The sequence below is a fragment of the Erythrobacter sp. S57(2025) genome (genome assembly GCF_057365055.1).
Map to the genome: position 1 here is coordinate 2,903,281 of NZ_CP200299.1, position 16,030 is coordinate 2,919,310.

Annotated in this window: 16 protein-coding genes; 12 read left to right on the forward strand and 4 right to left on the reverse strand. The window is 57.3% G+C overall.

All coding sequences use genetic code 11. The features are described from left to right. Positions 1-46 precede the first annotated feature (46 nt). On the reverse strand, positions 47-2,455 hold the full coding sequence (gene clpA / locus AC0V6N_RS13915) for an ATP-dependent Clp protease ATP-binding subunit ClpA (RefSeq protein WP_486172137.1): 2,409 nt from the start codon (positions 2,453-2,455) through the stop codon (positions 47-49). Positions 2,456-2,559: 104 nt separating this feature from the next. Then, entirely contained in the window at positions 2,560-2,760 is a 201-nt protein-coding gene (locus AC0V6N_RS13920) for a DUF1192 domain-containing protein (RefSeq protein WP_486172138.1), read from the reverse strand. Positions 2,761-2,899: 139 nt separating this feature from the next. Here AC0V6N_RS13920 and AC0V6N_RS13925 point away from each other — a divergent pair, with 139 nt between their 5' ends. The 3 genes from AC0V6N_RS13925 (at position 2,900) to AC0V6N_RS13935 (ending at position 6,648) form a co-directional block, all read left to right on the forward strand. Further along, positions 2,900-3,922, forward strand: a complete 1,023-nt coding sequence (locus AC0V6N_RS13925) for an NAD(P)H-quinone oxidoreductase (RefSeq protein ID WP_486172139.1) — start codon at positions 2,900-2,902, stop codon at positions 3,920-3,922. A gap of 134 nt (positions 3,923-4,056) precedes the next feature. Continuing rightward, positions 4,057-4,857, forward strand: a complete 801-nt coding sequence (locus tag AC0V6N_RS13930) for a cell cycle transcriptional regulator TrcR (RefSeq protein WP_486172140.1) — start codon at positions 4,057-4,059, stop codon at positions 4,855-4,857. Positions 4,858-4,971: 114 nt separating this feature from the next. Then, positions 4,972-6,648: a long-chain-fatty-acid--CoA ligase gene (locus tag AC0V6N_RS13935; RefSeq protein WP_486172141.1), complete on the forward strand. Its 1,677-nt coding sequence runs from the start codon at positions 4,972-4,974 to the stop codon at positions 6,646-6,648. 62 nt (positions 6,649-6,710) lie between these two features. On the opposite strand, the gene AC0V6N_RS13940 is transcribed toward AC0V6N_RS13935, so the two are convergent. Together AC0V6N_RS13940 and AC0V6N_RS13945 are read right to left on the reverse strand one after the other, a co-directional pair. Continuing rightward, positions 6,711-7,094, reverse strand: a complete 384-nt coding sequence (locus AC0V6N_RS13940) for a bactofilin family protein (protein ID WP_486172142.1) — start codon at positions 7,092-7,094, stop codon at positions 6,711-6,713. A gap of 16 nt (positions 7,095-7,110) precedes the next feature. Beyond that, positions 7,111-8,256, reverse strand: coding sequence for a M23 family metallopeptidase (locus tag AC0V6N_RS13945; protein ID WP_486172143.1), 1,146 nt, complete (start codon positions 8,254-8,256; stop codon positions 7,111-7,113). A 317-nt stretch (positions 8,257-8,573) separates the two neighbouring features. Here AC0V6N_RS13945 and AC0V6N_RS13950 point away from each other — a divergent pair, with 317 nt between their 5' ends. From AC0V6N_RS13950 to AC0V6N_RS13990, 9 genes are all read left to right on the forward strand, one after another. Next, positions 8,574-9,863 carry a glutamate-5-semialdehyde dehydrogenase gene (locus tag AC0V6N_RS13950; RefSeq protein WP_486172144.1) on the forward strand — a complete coding sequence of 430 codons (1,290 nt, stop codon included), beginning with the start codon at positions 8,574-8,576 and terminating at the stop codon, positions 9,861-9,863. 15 nt (positions 9,864-9,878) lie between these two features. Further along, positions 9,879-10,541: a nicotinate-nucleotide adenylyltransferase gene (locus AC0V6N_RS13955; protein ID WP_486172145.1), complete on the forward strand. Its 663-nt coding sequence runs from the start codon at positions 9,879-9,881 to the stop codon at positions 10,539-10,541. Positions 10,542-10,697: 156 nt separating this feature from the next. Continuing rightward, a complete protein-coding gene (rsfS, locus tag AC0V6N_RS13960) occupies positions 10,698-11,060 on the forward strand; it encodes a ribosome silencing factor (RefSeq protein WP_486172503.1) in 363 nt (120 codons plus the stop codon). Positions 11,061-11,125: 65 nt separating this feature from the next. After that, positions 11,126-11,548, forward strand: a complete 423-nt coding sequence (locus AC0V6N_RS13965) for a 23S rRNA (pseudouridine(1915)-N(3))-methyltransferase RlmH (RefSeq protein WP_486172504.1) — start codon at positions 11,126-11,128, stop codon at positions 11,546-11,548. 5 nt (positions 11,549-11,553) lie between these two features. Continuing rightward, the gene (locus AC0V6N_RS13970) at positions 11,554-12,789 is read left to right on the forward strand and encodes a murein hydrolase activator EnvC family protein (RefSeq protein WP_486172146.1); all 1,236 of its coding nucleotides are present in this window, start codon (positions 11,554-11,556) and stop codon (positions 12,787-12,789) included. 149 nt (positions 12,790-12,938) lie between these two features. Next, positions 12,939-14,282, forward strand: a complete 1,344-nt coding sequence (locus AC0V6N_RS13975; RefSeq protein WP_486172147.1) for a S41 family peptidase — start codon at positions 12,939-12,941, stop codon at positions 14,280-14,282. A 47-nt stretch (positions 14,283-14,329) separates the two neighbouring features. Continuing rightward, the gene (locus AC0V6N_RS13980) at positions 14,330-14,782 is read left to right on the forward strand and encodes a disulfide bond formation protein B (RefSeq protein ID WP_486172505.1); all 453 of its coding nucleotides are present in this window, start codon (positions 14,330-14,332) and stop codon (positions 14,780-14,782) included. Positions 14,783-14,814: 32 nt separating this feature from the next. Then, the gene (locus tag AC0V6N_RS13985) at positions 14,815-15,336 is read left to right on the forward strand and encodes a demethoxyubiquinone hydroxylase family protein (protein WP_486172148.1); all 522 of its coding nucleotides are present in this window, start codon (positions 14,815-14,817) and stop codon (positions 15,334-15,336) included. Positions 15,337-15,439: 103 nt separating this feature from the next. Then, complete coding sequence (locus AC0V6N_RS13990; protein WP_486172149.1) at positions 15,440-16,027, forward strand: hypothetical protein; 588 nt, start codon at positions 15,440-15,442, stop codon at positions 16,025-16,027. The last annotated feature ends 3 nt before the right edge of the window (positions 16,028-16,030 follow it).

Here is a 16,030-nt window from a genome sequence, read left to right on the forward strand (position 1 = left end):
CGAGACGGTTTCCCGGCCCGCGCTCTTTCAATGCCTGTCCTCTGGATCAGCCTTCTTTATCGCTACCCGATTGTTCCGGCTTGTTGTCCTTTGCCGGACCATCCTTCGTCGGCGGCGTTGCTTTCTTGGCCGCTGGCTTCTTACGCGCCGGAGCCTTTCGCTTGGGCTTTGTCTTGGGCGGGGCCGGTGTCAGCTCAAAGCTTGGCTTGCCGTCTTTGACCGTGACATGCACTTCGCCGCCATCGGCCAGCTTACCAAATAGCAGTTCTTCGGCGAGCGGCTGCTTGATCTTATCCTGAATGAGGCGGCCCATCGGACGCGCGCCATACAGTTTGTCATAGCCTTTTTCCGCAAGCCAATCGCGGGCATCGCCATCGAACTGGATGTGGACGTTTTGTTCGGCGAGCTGCAGTTCAAGCTCAAGGATGAACTTGTCGACCACGCGCGCAACGGTGTTCCGGCCAAGATAGGCAAACGGCACAATCGCATCCAAGCGGTTGCGGAATTCCGGGGTGAACATCTTCTTCACCGCTTCGGAACCTGCGTCTTCTTTGGACACATCGCCAAAGCCGATACCCTGTGTTGCCATCGCCGCAGCACCCGCATTGGTCGTCATAATCAGCACGACATTGCGGAAATCGACCGTTTTGCCGTGGTGATCAGTCAAGCGACCATTATCCATGACTTGCAGCAAGATGTTGAACAGATCGGGATGAGCTTTCTCGATCTCATCGAGCAGCAACACGCAATGTGGGTTCTGGTCGACAGCGTCAGTGAGCAAACCGCCCTGATCGTAACCAACATAACCCGGAGGCGCGCCGATCAAGCGGCTGACCGAGTGACGCTCCATATATTCGGACATGTCGAAGCGTTTGAGTTCGATGCCCATTATGCTCGAAAGCTGCCGCGCGACCTCGGTTTTACCAACGCCGGTTGGACCCGAGAACAGGAACGAGCCAATTGGCTTATCCGGATCACGCAAGCCAGCGCGTGAAAGCTTCATCGCGGTGGCAAGGCGGGTGATGGCTTCATCCTGACCGAACACGACATGCTTCAGATCGCGGTCGAGGTTTTCGAGCGCTTTCTTATCGTCCTTGCTGACCGATTTTGGCGGGATACGCGCCATAGTCGCGATGACTTGCTCGATCTCTTTCGCAGTGATCTTCTTTTTGCGACGGCTGGGCGGGACCAACATCTGCATTGCGCCCACTTCATCAATCACGTCGATCGCCTTGTCGGGCAATTTGCGGTCATTGATGTAGCGCGCCGACAGCTCAACAGCCGTTTTCAATGCGTCTGGCGTGTATTTCACATTGTGATGCTCTTCGAAGGCTGTGCGCAGACCTTTAAGGATCTTTACGGTGTCTTCGATAGTCGGCTCATTCACGTCGATTTTCTGGAAGCGACGCAGCAGCGCGCGGTCTTTTTCGAAGTGATTGCGGAACTCTTTGTAAGTGGTCGAACCGATGCAACGGATCGTACCGCCTGAAAGAGCAGGCTTGAGCAAGTTTGAGGCATCCATCGCCCCACCGCTGGTCGCGCCTGCGCCAATCACCGTGTGAATTTCATCAATAAACAGGACTGCGTCAGGCATCCCTTCGAGTTCGGAAACGACCTGCTTGAGCCGCTCTTCGAAATCGCCGCGATAGCGTGTGCCTGCCAACAACGCGCCCATATCGAGCGAGTAGATCACTGCCTCCTCGAGCACTTCTGGCACATCACCTTCAACGATCTTGCGGGCAAGACCTTCGGCAATAGCGGTTTTACCGACGCCGGGGTCACCAACGTAAAGCGGGTTGTTCTTTGACCGCCGGCACAAGATTTGGACCGTGCGGTCCACTTCTGGCCCGCGACCGATCAGCGGATCAACTTTGCCGGCTTCCGCTTTCGCATTGAGATTTACTGTGAACTGGTCGAGCGCGGTCTCTTTCTTGTTGCCGCCATCTTTGCTTGCCTCCGCTTCGGCGGGCGCACCTTCTTCACCGCCTTCGGGTGATTTCGATTCAAGCTGGCGACCACCCTTGCCAATGCCGTGGCTGATGTAGCTGACAGCATCCAGGCGGCTCATATCCTGTTGTTGCAAGAAGTAGACGGCATAGCTGTCCCGCTCAGAGAACAGCGCTACCAGCACATTCGCGCCGGTCACTGTATCCTTGCCCGATGATTGCACATGCAGAATTGCGCGCTGGATCACCCTTTGGAAGCCAGCGGTTGGCTGCGGATCAGCGTCTTCTTCGGTTTTTAGGCTCTGATATTCCTGATCGAGATATTGCTTCACCACCTCGCCCAGTTCAGCAAGGTCAACGCCGCACGCCGCCATCACAGCGGCGCCATCCTCATCATCAATCAACGCGAGCAGCAAATGCTCAAGCGTTGCGTATTCATGGCGACGTTCCGAGGCATGCGACAGCGCATTGTGTAGCGTGCGTTCGAGATTTTGGGCAAAACTAGGCATGGATGTGTGTCTTTTTGCAGGGGGCGGATAGGAGGAATTGGAAGGTATATGGGGCGCATCGCAGCAATTGCGAGACCGGATGTTGCGTAGTGTCGATCATCTTGTCACCCACCGCTCTTAAACAGAGCATCGGCTGCCGCGCGGTGGGCGCTGGCCTTGTCGCGGTGCGCTTTTACACGGGTGATTTCGGCTTCGAGTAGAGCGATACGGTCCCCCAGCTCATCTTGCGAATAGGGGGACAAATCCTCTGCCGCCAGTTTCTCAGCAGCATCGCCTTTTGGGCGCGGAAGATCGGAATCGTCCATTGATTACGAACATCGCAATTAAGACCGCTTGCTGTCAATGCGCTTGGGGGTTAATTGCTTGCCATGCGTTAAGGATTTGGCCCCTTAACGCGATTTGGGGCGCAACGATGCTTGGCAGAGCATCACAATAGGGGTTCATATGGTTGACGCGAGCGCGCCTGATCTTCCTGAAGCAATGCAAGCAATTGGTTTCGCTGATCCGGGCGGTCCTGAGGTGTTGGCGATCGAAACAATCGCTCTTCCGAAAGTGGGCACAGGCGACCTTTTGATCAAAGTGGCTTTTGCGGGCGTGAACCGCCCTGACTGCGTTCAAAGAGCTGGGCATTATCCGGCCCCTCCTGGCGCTTCACCCGTTTTGGGGCTTGAGGTGGCGGGCGAAGTCGTAGCGATTGGTTCCGATGTCCCGTCCGAGATGCTGGGCGCGCGCGTTGCTGCGCTAACGCCAGGCGGCGGTTACGCTGAATATTGCACAGCACCTTGGCAACATTGCTTGCCAGTTCCCGATGACATGTCGCTTTTGACAGCGGCTGCCTTGCCAGAGACGCTTTTCACCGTGTGGCACAACGTCTTCGAGCGGGGCATGGCCCGCGATGGTGAGCGGTTGCTTGTCCATGGTGGAACGTCTGGCATTGGCACGATGGCGATCATGCTCGCCAAGGCTTTTGATATCGAAGTGATCGTCACCTGCGGTGATGAGGCGAAATGTGAAGCGGCGCGCAAAGTGGGCGCTGACCTTGCGATCAATTACCGCGAGGAAGATTTTGTCGAGGCGATCAAAACGCACACGGGCGGTGAAGGCGTCAATATCGTGCTCGATATGGTCTCCGGCGATTATGTGCCGCGCAACCTCAAATGCCTCGCCGAAGATGGTCGCCATGTGACGATTGCAGTTCTGGGCGGCGCGAAGGCTGACCTGTTCATGCCGATGGTGATGATGCGCCGTTTGACACTCACCGGCTCCACTCTGCGTCCCCGTTCCGATGCATTCAAGTCAGCCTTGGCCGATGAGATTGCAGCAAATGCGTGGCCACTTTTCACTTTAGGTGAGCTTTCACCGGTTATGGATCAAACGATGCCTTTGGCTGAGGCGAGCAGCGCCCATGCGCGCATGGAAGCGGGCCAGCATGTGGGCAAGATTATGCTAAAGGTTGCAGGCGAGTAATCGCCAAAAGCGCGCCTACGACACAATATCTTGCCCAATCGCAAGCTTTGGCCTATCTAAGGCCCAACACGCGGCCGCTCCGATAAGGGGCGGCCCTTTCTTTTTCGACGTATTTTTTGTCTGGAGATTTCCCCATGGCGACCAAGGATCAGCCAAAGCCGCTGATGCCGCACGCGACCGCAACCTGGCTGGTCGATCACACCGGCTTGTCATTTGAACAGATTGCGGAATTTTGCGGGCTGCACATTCTCGAAGTGCAAGCGATGGCGGATGACCTTGCGGGCAGCAAATATACTGGCCGCGACCCTGTTCATGCAGGTGAATTGACGCTGGAAGAGATCGAAAAAGGTCAGGCAGACACCGAGTATTCGCTCAAAATGCACAAAGCCCCGGTCGAGGTCACTCGCACCAAGGGCCCGCGCTACACACCAGTGTCCAAGCGTCAGGATAAGCCCGACGGCATCGCATGGATTTTGCGCAGCCACCCCGAAGTGTCTGACGCGCAAATCTCCAAGCTGATCGGCACGACGCGCAACACAATCGGCGCGATTCGTGAGCGTTCGCACTGGAACATCCAGAACATTCAGCCAAAAGACCCTGTGACCCTTGGCCTGTGCTCACAACGTGAGCTGGACGCCGTGGTGGCCAAAGCTGCCAAACGCGCGGGTGTTACGGAAGATGCTGAAACCGCGGAAGTGGTTGATGGCCGTTCCGATAAGGACAAGCTGATCGAAGAATTGCGCGCTGAACGCGATGCCAATGTGAAGGCTGCTGCTGAAGCCGCGCAAGAAGCCGAAGCCGAAGCATGGCTCGCCAAGAAACGCGAAGCTGAAGAAGCAGGCGAAGTCGCTGCGCCGAACACCGGTTTTGCGGAGCCGCCGCCAGAGGAAGAGCCTGCCGAAGAGCAGGCTCCCGAAGAGCCGAAGGCGGACTGATTTGTCTAAAGGGCGCTCCCAAAATCAGAGTGCCCTTGCCCGACCTTGCAAATACTGGCCTCAATTGCGCCTTTTTGGCGGTGCTTTCGCTTGCGCGCAGCATTGGGATCGGTCATGTCTATTGACATGAGTGTAAGTAGCCAGACCCCGTATCACCACCCGACGCCATGGGATACGCAGTTCGAATCCTTGAGCCTGCCTGAAATGATGGCGCGCACGGTTGCGCACGACCCATCTGCACCGTTTCTGCATTTCCTAGGGCGCACCTATTCGTATCAAGAGATGTTTGATGAAGCGCAGCGTTTTGCTGGCGGCTTGATCGCGATGGGTATCAAGCCGGGCGACAGGGTTGGATTGTTCCTCCCCAATGTGCCTATCTACGCTTCTGCCTATTATGGCGCGATGATGGCGGGCGCGGTGGTCGTCAATTTCTCACCGCTGTATTCGGTTGAGGAATTGAGTTGGCAGGTCGCGGATAGCGGCACTCGCGTGCTGGTGACGCTTGATGTGCCAGAGCTGTATTCGACGGCCGCAGAGGTTCTTGAAGCTTCCGAGCTTGAAACTCTTGTGGTCGGCGCGCTTTCCGAGATGCTGCCACGGATCAAGGGCACGGCGCTCAAACTTCTAAAGCGCAGTCAGATCGCCAAGGTCAATTGGAACGAGACCACAAAGCACTGGTCTGATGTGCTTACGGATCCGGCTGGCGATTTGCCCAAGGTCACTCACGAAGACTTGGCGCTGCTGCAATATACTGGCGGGACGACGGGCAGGCCTAAAGGCGCGATGCTGGGGCACAGTCAGCTCTCGCAAAACGCGCAGCAAACCGCAGCGATCAACCCGGCTGATAATCCGCGCCAAGAAGTGTTCATGGGCGCGCTTCCGTTCTTTCATGTCTTTGCCAACACATCGCTCCTCAATCACGCGGTGGCTGCTGGTGCGTCGATTGCGATGGTCCCGCGTTTTGATGCAGGCCAAGTCTTGCAGACTATCCAGAAATACAAGACGACCGGCTTTCCAGGGGTGCCGACGATGTTTCAGGCGCTGCTGGACCATCCAAACCTTGGCAAAACGGACCTATCTTCGCTTAAGGTTTGTATCTCGGGCGGTGCTCCCATGCCCGCCGTGGTTCACGAGAAGTTCGAAACCACAACAGGGGTTCGACTGGTTGAGGGCTATGGCCTGACAGAGAGTTCAGGCGTGGTCGCGGTCAATCCATACGAAGGCACCCGCAAAAAAGGGACTATCGGCCAATTGGTGGCGGGTACCGAGATTGTATTGCTCGACAAGGAAGACCCCACCAAGCTTGCCCCTGAGGGCGAACCGGGCGAACTTGCCATCCATGGCCCACAAATCATGCGCGGCTATTGGAACAAGCCCGAAGCAGCCGCCGAAACATTCGTGACGCGCGGTAACAAGCAATATTTGCGCACCGGCGATGTCGCCATCATGGATGAGGATGGCTTTTTGAGCATTGTTGACCGGATCAAAGACATGATCGCGGTGGGCGGTTTCAAGGTTTTTCCAAGTGTGGTCGAAGACGTTATCCTTAAACATGAAGCGGTGAAAGAAGCGCTCGTGATTGGCGTGCCTGAGGAATATCGCGGTGAAGTGCCGCGCGCCTATGTCACACTGGAAACCGGCGCGGATAATACGGGTGATGCGCTCAAATCATGGCTCAATGATAAGATCGGAAAGCACGAGCGGGTCGATCAGGTCGTGATCCGCGAAGAATTGCCCAAGACCATTATTGGCAAGCTCGACCGCAAAGCTCTTCGCGCTGAAGTCCTCTAAAACGAAAAACGCCGCGCACCCAACTGGGCCGCGGCGCTTTCCGAAAATTCTATTTCAGCTGACTAGCTGGCGACCTGAAGCTGCGGGTCCTTGGTCTGAGGGGCAGGCTTTGCGACTTGCTTACGCGCATTAGGTGCAAAACGGCCATCAACCTGCGCGCCTTGTTCGATGGTGAGAGCATCGTAATGCACATCGCCTTCGATCTGGGCGCTCTTTAGAATGACCAACTCTTTCGCGGTGATTGAACCTACAACCTTGCCGGACATGCGTGCAGTGTCAGAGGTCACTCCACCTTTGATAACGCTGCCATCGCCTTGAACAAGCGAGGCGCATTTGATGTCGCCTTCGATCTTGCCGTCAATGTGAAGGTCCACCGAGGCGCTTACATCACCTTTGATCGTCACGTCTGATCCGATCACCGAAAAGGTGGAGTTGCCTTGAGCCATATTTTTTCCTCGGGATTTAGGGGCGGGTGCCGGTTGCGGGACGGCTGGCTGGTCCGGCTGTTCGGGCTTCTTCGAGAACATCGGGAGCTGTCTCCAAAAATGGGCGCGGATTGACCGCATTGCCGTTGATTCGCACTTCAAAGTGCAGATGAGGACCTGTAGACCGACCTGTGCTGCCAAGGCCACCCAAGGTACCGCCAGCAAGGATGGACTGCCCCACTGCCACGTCGATCCGTGAAAGATGTGCGTACCGAGTTACAATCCCATTGGGATGCGTGATCTCAACAGTCTTGCCATAGCCGCCTTTCCATCCAGCGAACGTCACCTCGCCGGTGGCTGCTGCAAAGATGGACGAACCATAGGCGCCCTTGAAATCAATACCGTTATGCATCGCGCCACCGCCATTGAATGGGTCGCGACGATAGCCAAAGGCCGATGTGATGCGCTGGTCAGCTGCAGGAACAACGCGCGGCACACCGTCAAGCGCACGTTCCAGTGCAGACATGCGCGCGAGGCTGAGGCCAAGACGTTCGAAACGGGGATCCATTGACCCATCCGCAGACGTTGCAAGAATCTCGAGAGGACCACCAACTGCGGTGCGCGCATCGGCCACAGCTGCGCGTTCCATCACTCGGGGGTCCAGATTAAGTTTGCGAAGCGCTTCGGCAGCGCGCTGCGCACGCCAATCGGCATAGCGCGTCATATTCTCAACAAATGCAAGCTGGCGCGCTTCGATCTCTGCAAGGCCGCGCAATTGTGGGAAGTGTTGACCGACCTTTTCAATCGTTTCGGCAGTCTCTTCGGATGAATCCGTTACATTCGTATCGACTGTCTGAATATCGTCAGGCAGCATCTCAACCATTGCGTCCAACGCTTCCTGCCTAGCGTTCAGGTCGCCGACGACCCGGTCGATGTTCCCACTATAGTCATCTAACCGCGCTTGAGCCGTCTCAACCTTCACTTTCTCGTCTTGGAAAGACGCAAGATCGGCTTCGGCAGCAGACTTGTTCCAGGCCATCACGCCCATTGAACCGGCCCAGCCAATGGCGAGCACACTCACGGCAACGGCAGCGCCGATTTGCACTTTGGAAGACACTTTGATGAAGCGGACCTGACCTTGCGAGCGCATAAAGAACTCACGGTCTGGAAACCACTCACGCAATCGTTCCCCCCAAGAACGTGAGTTTTCAATATTAGACAAGACGACCCCGATCGGTTTTTGGTTTTTCGGTTCGCGCGAAGAGCTACCAACCAACCGGTAAAGAATCGAATCCCGCAAACAGGCTAAGGGGTGAGTTGATAGGGAATCGCGATGAGTCGTTCATATGGGAGTAATTAACCATAGTACTGCGAATGTGTCGCAAACGTACAAACTCACCAATCGGTAAGTTTGGCGCGAATCGCGCGCTTTATCGCAGCACAGAAAAGCTTGTCTGGCAGGCGCTGACACCTCGTGTCTGCGCTGCTAATAGCTAGGTCATGAATCACCCCGCAACGACGCGAGAATTCGCTGGCAAACCGGCGACCACCGAGCTTGTGAACGACCTTGCGAAGCAGGGCCGTGCAGCACAACGGGCGCTTGCTTCTCTGTCGAGTGAACAGCGCGCCCTAGCGCTCATGTCTGCTGCTTCCGAGATGCGCGCTGATGCACCCCAAATCCTCGAGGCCAATCTGTGCGATCAAGAAGCGGGCAAGGCCAATGGTCTGGCGCCTGCAATGCTCGACCGTTTGGCTCTTGATGAGGCGCGGCTCGAAGGGATTTGTAGCGGCGTTGAAGCGGTTGCCGAGCTGCCCGATCCCGTCGGACAAGTCATAGATGAGACGCAGCCTGCCAATGGCCTCAACCTTGCCCGTGTCCGCGTGCCCATCGGTTTGATTGGGATCATCTATGAGAGCCGGCCCAATGTGACCGCTGATACCGCCGCTTTGTGCGTGCGGTCGGGCAATGCCGTTTTGCTGCGCGGAGGTAGCGAAGCGGTGCATTCCAACCGGGCCATCCATGCCGCTTTCGTTCGCGGACTTGCCAAGGCTGGCGTCCCAGAGGCTGCCGTTCAGCTGATGCCTACACAAGATCGCGATGCGGTGGGGGCAATGCTGCGGGCTGCGGGTCTAATCGACATGATCATCCCGCGTGGCGGGCGCTCGCTTGTCGAGCGGGTGCAAAATGATGCGCGCGTTCCTGTGCTCGCGCATCTGGACGGGGTGTGTCACACCTATGTTCACGCTGGCGCAGATCCTGAAATGGCCCTGCGAATTGTGCTCAACGCCAAGTTGCGCCGCACTGGCATTTGCGGAGCGACTGAAACTGTTTTGATCGACGCTGCCTACCCCAATGCTCAGGAGATTATTGCAGCTCTGATTGATGCAGAATGCGAAGTGCGCGGTGACGAACGGATTGCGGCGCTGGATGCGCGCGTTGTCTCGGCAAACGCCGAAGATTGGGACACCGAATATCTCGATGCGATAGTGGCAGCCGCGATGGTCGATGATCTGGACGCCGCGCTCGCGCATATTGACCGACATTCCTCCGACCATACCGACGCAATCATCACCCAGGACGAAAGCGCGGCGCAGGCCTTTTTTGCAAGGGTCGATAGCGCGATTGTGATACACAATGCCTCGACGCAATTTGCCGATGGCGCCGAGTTCGGATTGGGAGCGGAGATTGGGATTGCGACGGGACGATTGCACGCGCGCGGGCCCGTCGCTCTCGAAGGGCTCACCACCTACAAATGGCTGGTGCGCGGTAGCGGTCAGGCGCGGCCTTAGTGGTGAGATGCTGATATGTTGACGGGATTGCTTGGTGGCAGTTTCAACCCCGCACATGGTGGGCATCGTCGAATCACGCTGTTTGCGATAGATGCGCTTGGGCTGGATGAGGCGTGGTGGCTGGTATCGCCCGGCAACCCATTAAAGCCCAAAGCCGGAATGGCGCCGTTATCAGCCCGCCTCAAGTCCGCGCAAAAGCAGGCCCGGCGCGCGCGCATCACTCCGACTGCGATCGAGCGCAGATTGGGGACGCGCTACACTGTAAACACGCTCAAAAAGCTCAAATGCCACTATCCCAAGCGCAAATTTGTATGGCTCATGGGGTCTGACAATCTTGCTCAGTTCCATCACTGGAAAGCGTGGCGGGAAATCGCGAGAACCATGCCGATTGCAGTCATTGCCCGTCCCGGCTATGATGCGGATGCAATGACAAGCCCAGCCATGGCCTGGCTCAGACGTTATCAGGTGTCTGCCGCCAGTTTTCGTAAAAGAGGGCAAAGAAGTTTGAGGAGCACGCCAGCACTGGTGTTTTTGCGTTTTGATCCAGACCAGCGCTCTGCCACGGCCATCCGCCGGGGCAATGCCGATTGGGTTAAAGATTACCGCGGAGCCCCTGCCAGAGACCGGCTAACCTTTCGAACTATCCCTGAACATTTTGAAACAGGTGGCATTGGATGAAGCGCATCGGCGCCTTCACTCACAACCTTGCCTTCCTAAAGGCAAACGCCCATCTTCTCACCACATATCGGAGACTCACCAAAGCCTATGACACAGGCGAATACCCCAATGGCCGATGCTTCAAGCTCGGCCTCACACAAATCGGTTCCACCAATTATGCCCTCTGACTCTAACGACAATGATCTGCACGATCTGGTGCTAAAGCAGCTTGATGATGATCAGGCGCAAGAAGTCGTGTCGATCCCGCTTGAAGGCAAAAGCTCGGTTGCTGATCACATGGTCGTCGCCAGTGGCCGCTCGTCACGCCAAGTTGCCTCGATGGCGCAGAAATTGGCTGAAAAGGTCAAGCAAGCTGGCTTTGGCCCCGCGCGTGTCGAAGGTCTGCCAGCGGCAGATTGGGTGCTGGTCGATGCGGGCGACGTTGTCATTCACCTATTCCGCCCCGAAGTGCGCACTTTCTACAATCTTGAGCGCATGTGGTCGTTTGAAGGCGGAGAGCCACGGCAGGGCCGAGCGTAATTCAGGCGGCCTAAAGGTCGCATCGCTCCGCCGTCCGATTTGCTTTGGGTCATTGGAGATTTCAAATCCTTCTCCACGTCATCGCTCGCGGAAAGATCGCTCGCTCGCCCGAGGCGGAGCTGGTTGCGCGGTATGAAAAGCGACTGACTTGGCCGGTTAAACTGACCGAATTGCCCGAGACTGGCGGTAAAATTCCCGATCCGCAGACCCCTTACAAGACCGTGCTGTTGGATGAGCGCGGCAAGGCAATGGCGTCTGAAGAGCTTGCCAGCGTGCTCGAGCGGTGGCGCGATGATGGCATGCGTGAGGCTCGGTTTGTCTTGGGTGCAGCTGATGGCCATTCCCGCGAAGAACGGGCCGAGGCTGACCTGCTACTTGCCTTTGGCCCCGCCACTTGGCCCCATCTGCTGGCGCGCGCGATGTTGATGGAACAACTCTACCGCGCGACAAGCATCCTTGCAGGTCATCCCTATCATCGGGCAGGATAGGGACCATGCGAAAGCTATTGCCTCTTGCGACAATCGGCGCGGCCTGCGCGCTCACGCTGGTTTTAACGGCGCCTGATAGCTGGGCGCAGCGCGATGTCGTGCTGCTCGAACCCGAGGAAGCGCAAGAAGAATTGGAGCGTGCAACCCGCGAAAGCGAGGCTGCGCAATCGCGCGCGGACCGTTTGGCGAACGAGGCGGGGCAAGCGGAAGAGGCCGCGGAACGCACCGCACGCGAAGCGGCCAGCGTCGCCGCACAAATTCAAGCGGCAGAGGCGAATATTATTGCTGCGCGCGCGCGGTATTCACTCGCGCAATCTGAACGCGCTGCTTTGTCTGAGCGATTGGCTGTCCGCCAGCGCCCGCTGGTGCGCCTTACTGGAGCCCTGCAAACAAGCGCGCGCCGACCTTTGGCGCTGTCAGCTTTGCAGCCCGGTTCGCTTAAAGATTTGGTCTATGTTCGCGCGGTGCTTGACGCCGCCGTGCCGGAAATTCGCAATCGCACCGCTGCTTTACGCGGGGAGCTTGAGGAAGGCCGCCGAATTGAACAGCGCGCCGCTCAGGCTTTGGCGTCTTTGCAATCGAGCGAAGAAGAATTGCGCACTCGCCGCGCGGAATTAGCGCAGCTTGAAACCCGCCAACGCCTTGCCTCGCGTGAAGCGCGCGGGGCCGCTTCACGTGAAGGAGAGCGTGCTTTGGCCTTGGCCGAAGAAGCACGCGATCTCGACGGGTTGATGGGACGGATTGATGATGCGGCTGAATTGCGCCGCGAGCTTGCCGCATTGCCTGGCCCGGTCATGCGGCCGAGGGATATTGGTTCTAATGTCGGCGCGGGTACTCCTATTGAACCTTCCCCAACGCCCAGCGCAGCGGCCAAGCGTATTGCCGGATTTCAGCTGCCTGTTCAGGGGCGCACCATCGCCGGTTTCGGCCAGCTGAAGGACAGCGGTTTGCGTTCTACCAGCCTTGATCTTGCGCCCTCGCCGGGTGCGCAAGTCGTCGCGCCTGCATCGGGCCGCATTGCTTTTGCGGGGCCATATCGCGGCTTTGGGCGAATCGTTATTATTGAGCATCCTGGCGGCTGGACCAGCCTTGTTACCGGGCTGGAGCGGGTGAGTGTTGAAGTGGGTGATAGCGTCATTGGCGGCGGACCGATGGGTGTTGCGGGCAATGAAGACCCGACAGTGACGATTGAGCTGCGGCGTGAGGGTGATCCGGTTAACCCACTCAATTTTCTCGGTTAATTTGCAGAGCTTCGCGACCTCGACATTAAACAATCCCGAGCACAACTGCCCCGCGCCGGGACGTGTTTTTGCATGATACGCTTCTCATCTGGCGTTCAGCCCCGCAAACCTATACGCATGTGTGTCTCGAAAGGAGCCTTTGTCGCCTTATGAAATTTGCCGCTCTACTCCGCAGCGCAGCGCTTGTAACCGCCGTCGCCCTGATCCCAGCAACCACAGCCTCCATGGCGCAAGTTGACGGCCGTGCTGGCCCTGAACTTGCCAAGGTCTTTGCGGTCTATCAGCGTATTCAGGCAAATTATGTTGAGCCGGTTGAAGACGAAGTGCTGGTGCGCGGCATGATCGACGGGATGCTTTCTGCGCTTGACCCGCATTCAGGCTATCTCGATGGCAGCGATCTGCAGCGGCTTGAGACCATGATTGATGGTAATTATTCGGGTCTTGGCCTTTCGGTCGTGCAGGAAGATGGCGCGGTCAAAGTGATCTCTCCGTTCAAGGGCAGCCCTGCCGATCAGCAGGGTATCAAGGCAGGCGACTACATAACGCATCTTGACGGTGAGCTGATCTATGGCGGAGAGCTGGACGACGCAGTCGCCCGGATGCGCGGCAAAGCTGGCACATCCATTCGCCTGACGATTTTCCGTCCCGGCCGTGATGAGCCGATTGAGGTTGACGTGACCCGCGGTGTTATCGAGCTGGAACCAGTCACACACGAATTGCAGTCCGGCAATATTGGCGTGATTTCGGTGAATGAATTTTCTGCCGATGTGGGCGCTGACGTTTATCGCGCTTGGGAAGAGCTAAAGAGCGAAGCAAGCGGCCGCATGGGTGGCTTGGTGCTTGATCTGCGCTCCAATCCAGGCGGTTCGCTAGACGAGGCGGTGGCCTTGTCTGACCTGTTCCTCGACGAAGGACGCATCGTGTCGCAGCGCGGGCGCGCTCGCGGTGAAACCATTCTGTATGATGCAGAAACGGTGTTCCGCGGCGACATGGCAGAGGGTCTGCCGATCATCGTGCTGATCGATGCAGGGTCTGCATCGGCGTCAGAAATTGTCGCAGGCGCATTGCAAGATCATCGCCGCGCATTGGTCATGGGCCAGCGCAGCTTTGGCAAAGGCTCAGTCCAATCGTTGCTGCCACTGGGTCGTGACGCGGCGCTTAAGCTGACAACGGCGCGCTATTTCACGCCTTCTGGCAAGTCAGTGCAGGAAGGCGGCATCGCCCCTGACATTCGTGTGCCGCAACTGTCTGATCCCGATTTTGCCTTACGCGAACGCTATCAGACCCGCGAAAGCGATCTGCGCGGCCACCTGATCAACGAGCTTGGCATCGATGATAAGGATATGGAGGACGACAACATCGAGGATCCTCGTTTCCAGCAGACGTCTGAAGAGCTTGAGGCGCAAGGCATCGAAGATTTCCAACTGCACTACGCACTCGAAACTCTGCGCCGGACCACGGCCAGCTCGGTTGCGCTAAGCACGCGTCGTTGATCGATCAGCGCCTAGCCAAATGCTGGGCGCGCTCCTAAATGGGCGGTATGACAGGTTTGCAGCAAGCCCGCGCATTGGCGCTCGCCATTCCCGCTGCGCTGCTGGGCGGCGCATACATATCGGAATATGGTTTTGGCCTGTTTCCGTGTGAGATGTGCTGGTGGCAGCGCTGGCCGCATTTTGCAGCGATTGCCTTTGCCGCCATGTCCTTTGTCATCATGCCTGCGCGGGTCTGGACTGCGCTTGCGGGACTTGCGATCATCACTTCTGGCCTGATTGGCGGCTTTCATGCGGGTGTCGAATATGCCTGGTGGGAAGGCATCACCGGTTGCAGCAGCCTTCCAAGCAGCATTGACGTAATGGATGTCTCAGCCGCGCCAATCGTACGCTGCGATGTGGCTCCGTGGAGCCTGTTTGGAATTTCGCTAGCGGGTTGGAATTTCTTGATTTCTTGCATCGGCGGCGCGGCCGTTTTGGCACTCGCTGCGTATAAGAAGTAGGCACATAAAAACTCTCTCAAGGAGCTTTCACAATGGAACGCGACGAACTGCACCGCATGATCCGGGTCGATCAAGCCGGGGAATTTGGCGCGACACGTATCTATGAGGGCCAACTTGCCGTCATGGGTGATCGCGGGCCGCATAGCGCTGAAATCCGCCACATGGCTGAGCAAGAAGAGGGCCACCGCGCGCGCTTTGATGAAATGCTCGCCAAAAAAGGTGTGCGTCCTACGGCATTGCACCCGTTCTGGTCAGTGGCAGGCTATGCACTGGGCGCGGGCACCGCTTTGCTGGGGCCAGAGGCGGCGATGGCCTGCACGGCCGCAGTCGAAGAAGAGATCGACAAGCATTATTCGGAGCAATTGGATCGTTTGGCTGAAACCAATAGCGAACCAGAGCTTGCCGCGATGATTGAGGAGTTCCGCGAGGATGAACGCGAGCACCGTGATGCAGCCTTGGCCAATGGCGCGGAGAATGCGCCGGCCTATCCATTGCTGTCAGGCGCTATCCGCTTGGGCTGCAAGATCGCGATTAAGGTCAGCGAGCGGGTTTAGGCGCTAGTCTTAGCGACCAAAACAACTTCCTTTCAGAACCTGTTCAGCGAGTGCTATATACCAACTGCATCTGATCAAACGCCCTCAGGGTAAGGAAATACCAATGTCGCAACTTTCGCACCTCGCAATTTTTGCTCCGCTTGCCGCAACGGCCTTTGCGAGCCCTGCCGCTGCTCAAGAGGCGACCGGTGAACGCGTCAATATGGTCATTGCTTACAGCGAAGACGAATGTCCCGAAGCCACGCAAGAGGGCGAGATTGTGGTGTGCGAAATCCTCGTCGAAGCGGATCGCTATCGCATCCCTTCAAACCTGCGCCACAGTGGCTCACCTGACAACACCGCTTGGACCCGCAGAGTAGAATCGATCCGCTATGTTGGTGAATTTGGTGCTTTTTCATGCGATCCTGCAGGCGCAGGCGGCTTTACCGGCTGCACGCAAAAGCTGATTGATGCTGCCTATGCTGACCGTGCCGAAGGGGAGAACATCCGCTTTGGCCAATTGATCGAAGAAGCGCGTCAGGAACGTCTTTCCACCATCGACGAAGATGCTGCTGCTGAGCAATCGCGCGTTGAGCAGATCGAGCGCGAATATCTCGAGCGGTTGGAGCGTGAGCGCAATGCGCCGCTGCCTGGAGAAGAAGAGCTTCCTCCTCCTGCGCCTTCTCCTGAGGCCGATGGGCCGAGCGAATAACGC